General features: G+C 57.9%; 5 protein-coding genes and 2 pseudogenes. 4 read left to right on the top strand and 3 right to left on the bottom strand.

Features of this window, described 5'->3' with window-relative positions; translation table 11 throughout:
* Positions 1 to 323: 323 nt before the first annotated feature.
* From MXAZACID_RS14750 to MXAZACID_RS14760, 3 genes are all read left to right on the top strand, one after another.
* The gene (locus tag MXAZACID_RS14750) at positions 324 to 1,157 is read left to right on the top strand and encodes an IclR family transcriptional regulator (RefSeq protein ID WP_008495269.1); all 834 of its coding nucleotides are present in this window, start codon (positions 324 to 326) and stop codon (positions 1,155 to 1,157) included.
* Positions 1,158 to 1,315: 158 nt separating this feature from the next.
* The gene (locus MXAZACID_RS14755; RefSeq protein ID WP_008495270.1) at positions 1,316 to 2,704 is read left to right on the top strand and encodes an MFS transporter; all 1,389 of its coding nucleotides are present in this window, start codon (positions 1,316 to 1,318) and stop codon (positions 2,702 to 2,704) included.
* Positions 2,705 to 2,761: 57 nt separating this feature from the next.
* Complete coding sequence (locus tag MXAZACID_RS14760) at positions 2,762 to 4,153, top strand: carbohydrate porin (protein ID WP_083878816.1); 1,392 nt, start codon at positions 2,762 to 2,764, stop codon at positions 4,151 to 4,153.
* An 11-nt stretch (positions 4,154 to 4,164) separates the two neighbouring features.
* Here the strand turns inward: MXAZACID_RS14760 and MXAZACID_RS14765 are convergent, their stop codons facing one another.
* Positions 4,165 to 5,205: a LacI family DNA-binding transcriptional regulator gene (locus MXAZACID_RS14765; protein WP_008495272.1), complete on the bottom strand. Its 1,041-nt coding sequence runs from the start codon at positions 5,203 to 5,205 to the stop codon at positions 4,165 to 4,167.
* 169 nt (positions 5,206 to 5,374) lie between these two features.
* On the opposite strand from MXAZACID_RS14765, the gene MXAZACID_RS14770 reads away from it, so the two are divergent.
* On the top strand, positions 5,375 to 6,337 hold the full coding sequence (locus MXAZACID_RS14770; RefSeq protein WP_008495273.1) for a dihydrodipicolinate synthase family protein: 963 nt from the start codon (positions 5,375 to 5,377) through the stop codon (positions 6,335 to 6,337).
* 141 nt (positions 6,338 to 6,478) lie between these two features.
* Here the strand turns inward: MXAZACID_RS14770 and MXAZACID_RS18420 are convergent.
* Positions 6,479 to 7,052, bottom strand: a pseudogene (locus MXAZACID_RS18420) (transposase); the annotation flags it as partial.
* Positions 7,053 to 7,112: 60 nt separating this feature from the next.
* Positions 7,113 to 7,536 (bottom strand): annotated as a pseudogene (locus tag MXAZACID_RS14780) (IS630 family transposase); the annotation flags it as partial.

Consider the following 7,536-nt stretch of genomic DNA (forward strand, 5'->3'; position numbering starts at 1 on the left):
CCAATCTTATCCCCACGCTCAATCCTGATCTCTAATCTCGCAGGTCCTGTGTGGTAATATCTTATGCGGCTACAACAGACCAAGGAATGCTAGCGCATGCGGATAAGTGGGGCAGCAGATCACACGGCTGATAGCTATGTAAGTGACGTGACCAAGCTCCAATTTTGTCCCTCGGTAGATATGCGGTAGGCAAGTACCTTTGCAGAGCCTGTTTCCGAGGTTACAAAATTTTCTTGACTTCCTCTGGGCACTAATTTTAAACCTGATCGATTTACAAAAAAATTTTTCGCTATCCGAAAATTGGCGAAGAGGAAGGTCCCAAGGTGTCCAGGCGGCAAGCAGGTGAGGGTGATATCGCGGAGCAGGCTCAAGCCGCGAAGAGCGTTGTGCAGTCTCTGGCAAAGGGCTTCCGCGTGCTTGAGGCGTTTACAGACGAATATGAGGACCTGACGCTCAGCGAAATAGCAGAGCTTACCGGGCTGGACGCTGGAACCACTTTCCGTTTGCTGAACACCTTGGTAGCACTGGGCTATATCCGGCGCGACGCGCGCACGCGCCGGTTTTCGCTGACGCTGAAGATTCTGGATCTGGGCTTTCATGCAATCGGCCGTCGGGACATACGCGCCATCGCCCGTCCGGTTCTGCGCAGGCTGGTGGCGAATGTTGGTGAGGCAGTGAGCCTCGCGGTGTTGGAAGGTACTGATGTGCTCTATATCGAGCGCGTGCGTGCCGGTTTGGTACGGCTTGGCGTTGATATCAGAATTGGCACGACCATTCCCGCGCACATCAGCGTGATCGGGCAGTGCATTTTGGCTTTCTTACCAGAAACGGAGTTTGCGGTATACGCTACCGCAAGCCGTACTGTGCGGCACTCATTTCGTGACCAGAGAACTGTTGAAGATGTCGCGCCCATATTGGCCATCGTTCGGGAGCGGGGGTATCTGCTCGGCCCGTCGACGTTGACCGAGGGCCTTAGCCTGCTTGCCATACCGGTTCTGGACAATGATGGTTTGCCGATTGGGGCCATAAGCATTGCCGCACCGATGACACGCCATCCGCTCGAGGTGCTGGAGACAGCGCTTGGCGCTGCCAAACAAGCCGCACATGAAATTGCCCGCTCGCTAGAGGCGGACGGCAGTATCGGATCTTCGCCTTGAGACGCGACGGATAAATGAACGCGCGGCAAGAAGGGAGGCGCCTGTTACTCTTCATCCATACTTGATGGGTAGGAAAATCTAGCCAGACGCCTGAAATATTTAACAAGATACGGCAACACCACGATCCTATTAGGCCGTGGCGGGAGGAGTTTTGTCCAATGATGAGAATGCGCGAAGCGGCGATTCACGAAGCAGGTTCGGCCAGTGCCGCGATGCTGTTGGCCCGGCTGGAGCGGTTACCGGTATCCAGGCCTCTGCTCTGGGCGCGCGGCATCGTCGGTATGGCCACATTTTTTGATGGCTATACAACACTTGCAATTGCTTATGCGCTGCCAATCTTGGCCCATAGTTGGCATTTGGAGAAGAGCACCACCGCGCTGATCATCTCTTCCGGCTATTTTGGCCAGCTCATTGGTGCGCTGCTGTTCGGGTGGCTGGCTGAGCGCGTCGGCCGCCTGCCCGTGCTCATTGTCACGATCGCAATTTTCGCGGTGATGAGCTGCGCTTGCATCTTCGCTTGGAACGCACAATCGCTGATTTGGTTCCGTTTTCTGCAAGGCATCGGTACGGGCGGGGAGGTGCCGGTGGCCAGCGCCTATGTGAACGAGTTCATCGGCGCGCGGGGACGCGGACGCTTTTTCCTGCTCTATGAATTGTTGTTTCTGGTTGGCCTCGTTTTTTCCGGCCTCATTGGATATGCGCTGGTTCCAACTTTCGGCTGGAAGGCGATGTTCATTGTCGGTGTCGTTCCTGTCCTGCTGGTAGCTCCGCTTAGTTTCAGTTTGCCCGAAAGCCCTCGTTGGCTTCTGGAGCATGGAAAAACCAAGCGGGCCGAGGCGGTCATCGAGAAGCTAGAACAAAGCGTCATGAAACGTGGCGGGGCTTTGGATGTGCCTGTGCCTCACAAGCCTGCCCCGGCAGGAACGCGCAGTGGTAGTTGGCGCGAGTTGTTCAGCCCGCTTTATGCACCGCGTACATTACTGCTCTGGGTACTATGGTTCGGCGTGTACGCCATCAATAACGGTCTCGTGACTTGGTTGCCTACTCTCTATCACATGGTTTTTGGTGTCACGGTTGGGCATGCTATAGGGCTTGGATTTGCTATGACGGGCGTTGCCGTTTGCGCCGCCTTCGTTTGCGCGTTGGCCATCGACAAAGTCGGCCGCCGCCGCTGGTATGGCACGGCGTTGATCGTTGGCGCAGCGGCGCTGTTCTGCCTGTGGGGAACAGGGGCTACCACGGTGCAGACCGTGTTTATCTTCGCCACGATCTGCTACGCCACGCTGCAAACCGTCACTTATTCGCTCTATCTTTACTCGGCCGAACTTTATCCGACCCGCCTGCGCGCCATTGGCGCCGGTTTTGGTAGTGCCTGGCTGCGGCTTGGGTCAATGGTGGGGCCGTGGATCATTGGTGCTGTCGCCACACGCGGTTCCATTGCCCCGGTTTTTCTGGCATTCGCCATCATCGCCTCGGTCACCGGAGCAATCTGTCTGCGCTGGGCACCGGAAACCAGCGGCAAGCGGTTAGAGGACATTTCTCCGTAGAGACAAACCTTTTAACAAACCGGGCCACAAAATCAGGTCCATAGGGAGAGACTAAAAATGAAATCGTCTAATTTGTTGAAGCTCACGGCCATACTGGCCTGGGCACCGGCTAGCTTTGCCGTAGCTCAACCCGCGATGCAGATTGTTTCAACGCCGAATGCCCTCGCCACACCGCACGTGAAACTGCCAACAGCCAAAGGTCCCTTGGCGCCAGAAGGAAAGCTGCTTGCCGAACATGGTATTTATCTGCGGGCAACCGGCGTGGATGAAGCAGCGGCAAACGTAACCGGCGGGCAGAAGCAAGGCGCGGCCAATAGCTTCGCCGTTGCATTCGGCGGTGATCTGGATCTTGGTCAGCTCATGGGGTGGGATGGTGGATCGGTGCACGTCACCTTCAACAAATCGGTCGGCGAGTCGCTTGCCGCAGGCTACACAGAGAATCAGGTCAGTTTTCAGTCCAAGTATAAAACATACCATAATGCGCGTTTGGCAGAGCTGACCTTCGAGCAGAAACTATTCAATGACAAGCTGGATGTTTCGGGCGGGCGAGTTTCCGCGCTCAGCTATTTCAATACTTCTAAAATCTATTGTAATTTCGAGAATAATGCGTTCTGTTTCAATCCGGCCGTCGTGCCGATCACAGACAAAGGTTTGTCCTTCTATCCATACGGCACTTGGGGTGGACGGGTTAAGCTCTCTCCTTCGCCTTGGTTCTATGTGCAGGCTGGTGCCTTCCAGTCGGACCCGGCGCTAATTCCGACGGACGGATTTGAATGGTCCTCCAACCATGCCACCGGCATTGAGACTGCGGCCGAGATAGGCATTCAGTCGCCATCCTGGACTGATCCTTACGCGTTTCATCTTAGAGCCGGCGGTTACAATAATGGTGCGCCGGTGTCTGACCCTTATCTCAACATCCATGGGCTCTCTTTGGTTAAATCCAAAGGCAAGGCGCTAACGCATGAGGGGGGGCAAAGCGCGTTTTATGTGATGGGGGATGTGGATGTCGCGCATCTTAATCTGTCCGGAACCCGAAATGTTACATTTTTTGGCGGGACGCTTATAGCGAACCGGGATTATCTGACCTTTACCAGCCAGACTTTATTTGGCGTGCTGGTCACCGGTCCCTTCGCCAGCCGGCCGACCGACACGCTCGGCCTTGCCGGCACATATCTGACCTTGGGGTCACAGGAGGTCGATTATCTGCGTGCCGCGCGGGCGGCGGCGCACGGCAGCGGTGGTGTTGCCAATCATGAGGAGATTTTTGAGCTCAATTACGGTTTCAACCTCTACCGCGGCATCCGGCTGAACCCGAACGTTCAGGTGGTGTTGAATCCCGATAATATTCTTGAGCCTTCAGCTAAACATGCTAGCCGTGACATTCTGGCCTTTGGCGTAAGGTTGACAATTAATCCGGGCATGCTGCTTGGCATGCCGACATGGCAATAAGCGCGCAGCGCTTAAATCCCCAGGACCGCGCCGAAAGGCGCGGTCGATTTGCGAGGGATGAGGGTGGGCGCAAACAACCTTACCCGGTCCTGTTCCGATTCTGGGCCCCGCAAGAGCAAATCCAGTGCTGCCAGGGCAATCTGCTCGAACGGCACGCGCAGACTGGTCAGGGGGGTTGGCAGATGGCCGACAAGGGGGATGTCGTTGTAACCGACCAGCGAGATATCGCCAGGTACCGACAGCCCCAGCTGAGCCAGAGCGGAGAGCGCACCGACAGCGATATTATCTTCAACGGCAAATATCGCACTAGGGCGCGTGGCACGATCCATCAAACGCAGGGTCGCCTCTACACCGGACTCGATGCCGAAACCGGCTTCCACCGTCCAGGCCGCGCTTGGCTCGATGGCCGCCTCGCGCAGGGCCTGCAAGTAACCGGTGGCCCGTCCCCTCACGCTGGAGGCGTAATGCGGGCCGGAGATCAACCCGATGCGCCGATGGCCGAGGTCGAGCAGGTGGCGCGTGGCGAGATAGCCGCCCAGCACATCATCACCCACGGCGGACAGGCTTTGCCCATCCGTACGCAGCGCCAGCACATAGGCGACGCCGCGTTTCGTAAGCTCGGCGGGAAAGTCATCGTCGTTGCGAGCGGTGGCCAATACAAGGCCGTCCACACCGCGGCTCAGCAGCGTGTCCGCCGCTGCCCGTACACCGGCCGGCGTTTCGTCGGTGGTGGCCACAATGGCGAATTGGCCGCTCCTCTGGCAGGCTTTCGACAGGGCCTCATACAATATAGCCATGGCCATATCGGTGAGGCGTGGAACAATCACCCCCACCGTTCCCGTATGGCCACGCCGCAGATTGGCGGCGGAGATATCGCGCACATAGCCAAGTTCGGCGGCAACCTGGCGTACGCGCCGGGCGGTGTCGCTATCCGACTGCGGCAAACGTTCGTCCAGAATGCGGGACACGGTGGATTTGGAAACACCGGCCGCGGCGGCGACGCCATGCAGCGTCACGCGGCCATGGGGGAACTTTGGGGTTGCCTCCGTCATTTTGCCTTTTCTCTTTCGCCTAAAGCTGACGCGGCTCAGAGCTGCCGCCGCGTCCTAAATGCCGTAACGCGGCGCTTGACTCCAGCCCTGTTCCGCAATTATATGGGAACGTTCCCGCAAACGATCCTATACAACGGCGAACGCCAAGTCCACCAATAAGGAGACCGTCATGAACCATTATGATCCGAAATCCGTGAAGCTCGTTGGCGGCAAGCCCGTCATGGACCTGCGCGGCCTCAGCCCTGCCCCGGTCACTGCCTTCAACACCGATGGCGCTGTCGACTGGAAAGCCAATGCCGAACTCGCGAAATGGCTTGTTTCTGTTGAAGGGGTGAAGAGCCTCGTCTGTCTTGGCCATGCCGGCGAAGGCACGTTCCTCACCCAGGACGAGCAGGTAAAGCTTATCGAGACACTGACAGAAGCCGTGAATGGCGAAGTTCCCATCATTGCCGGTATCACCTGCGAGGGCACGGAAGTCGCCGCCCAGGAGGCGAAGCGCGCGGCCAAGGCTGGCGCTACCGGGGCGCTGGTCTATCCCTCTCACGGCTGGCTGCGCTTTGGTTATCAGGATGGCGCCCCGCAGGATCGCTATAAGGCGATTCACGAGGCGTCCGGCCTGCAATGCATTCTGTTCCAGTACCCGGATGTGACCAAGGCCACCTATAACCTCAAGACGCAGCTTGAAATCGCCGCACAGCCGGGCGTGGTTGCCACCAAGAATGGCGTGCGCAACATGAAGCGCTGGGACACCGAAATCCCTGTTTTGCGCAATGAATTTCCGGAACTGCAGATTCTTACCTGCCATGATGAGTATTTGCTGCACACGATGTTTGACGTGGACGGCGCACTGGTCGGCTACGGCAACGTGGCGCCCGAGTTGCTCGTGCAGTTCATCACGGCGGGCAAGGCGAAGGACTACGTCAAGGCGCGTGAAATCCACGACAGGCTGTTGCCGGTGACCAAGACCATCTATCACCGCGGCTCGCATATGGAAGGCACCGTGGCGCTGAAGCTGGCGCTGGTCGCCCGTGGCATTCTCAAGAATGCAACCGTCCGCTCACCGTTGCTGGACCTGTCCAAGGAAGCCGATGATGAAATCAGGGCGGCGCTGAAATCCTCCGGGATCATCTGACCAGATGAGCATATAGTCACCTGCCAATCGAGCCGCACAGGAAAAGGCGGCTCGATTTTGTCTTTATCCTTGAGGATCTCGGCCCCGAGGCTTGCTTACCCGGCGGCTCAGGTCATTTGCGTTCTTAATGGCGCGGAGAAGGCCGGGTCGGCGCTTGTAGCCGATCTGTGCCTTGATCCCCGCCAGCTTGGTCAACCGGGCAACGCGGTTTGGGCAACAGGTCTCGCCGTGATCCAGCAGGTCATCGTGCAGCTTGCGATAGCCATAGACTTTGCCGCTATCGTTCCAGGCTTGTCGGATCAGCTCCGTCTGCCGAGCATCTTCCCGAGCCCGCTGGCTCAGCGGGCTCTTCTGCCAAGCATAGTAGCCTCTGGGCTGCACGGCGAGGCACCGGCACATTGCACACACGCCGAAGCGATCGCGATGCTCGGCAATGAACGCGTATCTCACTTTGCATCTCGAGCGAAATACGCCGTGGCTTTTTTAGGATGTCACGCTCCTCGGTCACCTGGGCCAGCTCTCGCTTCAGCTGGCGGATCTCGGCATCCTTGCCGGCATCGCCAGACCCCACCTTCGCCAGCTGCCGCTTCCAGGCGTAGAGCGAATGTTGACTGACGCCAAGCCGCTGCGAAACCTCCGCTACCGGATACCCTCGTTCGGTGATCTGAGCCACCGCATCACGCTTGAACTCATCGCTGAAATTGGGCTTCCCCATCATCGCCTCCAGTCCTCAAAATTAGGATCGAAGGCGTCCATAAATCTAGGGGCTATTCATCCATGTGGCTTCGACGGTTCTTTCTGCGGCTTTTCGGAGCAGGGTTTTGAGTTTGGCGAAGACCTGCTCGATGGGGTTGAGATCGGGGCTGTAGGGCGGCAGGAAGAGGAGTTTGGCACCTGCGTCTCGAATGGCCTTGCGCACGGCGGGGCCTTTATGGCTGCCGAGATTGTCCATGATGACGATGTCTCCGGGGGACAAAGTCGGCACCAGCATCTGGCGGACATAGGCGGTGAATGTTTTGCCGTTGATTGGCCCGTCCAGAACGAAGGGGGCGTCGATGCGATCTGAGCGCAAGGCGGCCAGGAAGGTCAGGGTTTTCCAGTGACCATGTGGCACCTTTGCCTGTAGGGGCTGACCGCGCGGTGACCAGCCGCGCAGGCGCGTCATATTCGTCTTGGCGCAGGTTTCGTCCAGAAAAACC

It is taken from the genome of Acidocella sp. MX-AZ02 (assembly GCF_000306035.1).
Lineage (GTDB): Bacteria > Pseudomonadota > Alphaproteobacteria > Acetobacterales > Acetobacteraceae > Acidocella > Acidocella facilis.

What these genes read in the sequence shown, in the direction of transcription:
- MXAZACID_RS14755 (WP_008495270.1), top strand. Translation starts at nt 1,316, where the DNA reads ATGATGAGAATGCGCGAAGCGGCGATTCACGAAGCAGGTTCGGCCAGT.
- MXAZACID_RS14760 (WP_083878816.1), top strand. Translation starts at nt 2,762, where the DNA reads ATGAAATCGTCTAATTTGTTGAAGCTCACGGCCATACTGGCCTGGGCA.
- MXAZACID_RS14765 (WP_008495272.1), bottom strand. Translation starts at nt 5,205, where the DNA reads ATGACGGAGGCAACCCCAAAGTTCCCCCATGGCCGCGTGACGCTGCAT.
- MXAZACID_RS14770 (WP_008495273.1), top strand. Translation starts at nt 5,375, where the DNA reads ATGAACCATTATGATCCGAAATCCGTGAAGCTCGTTGGCGGCAAGCCC.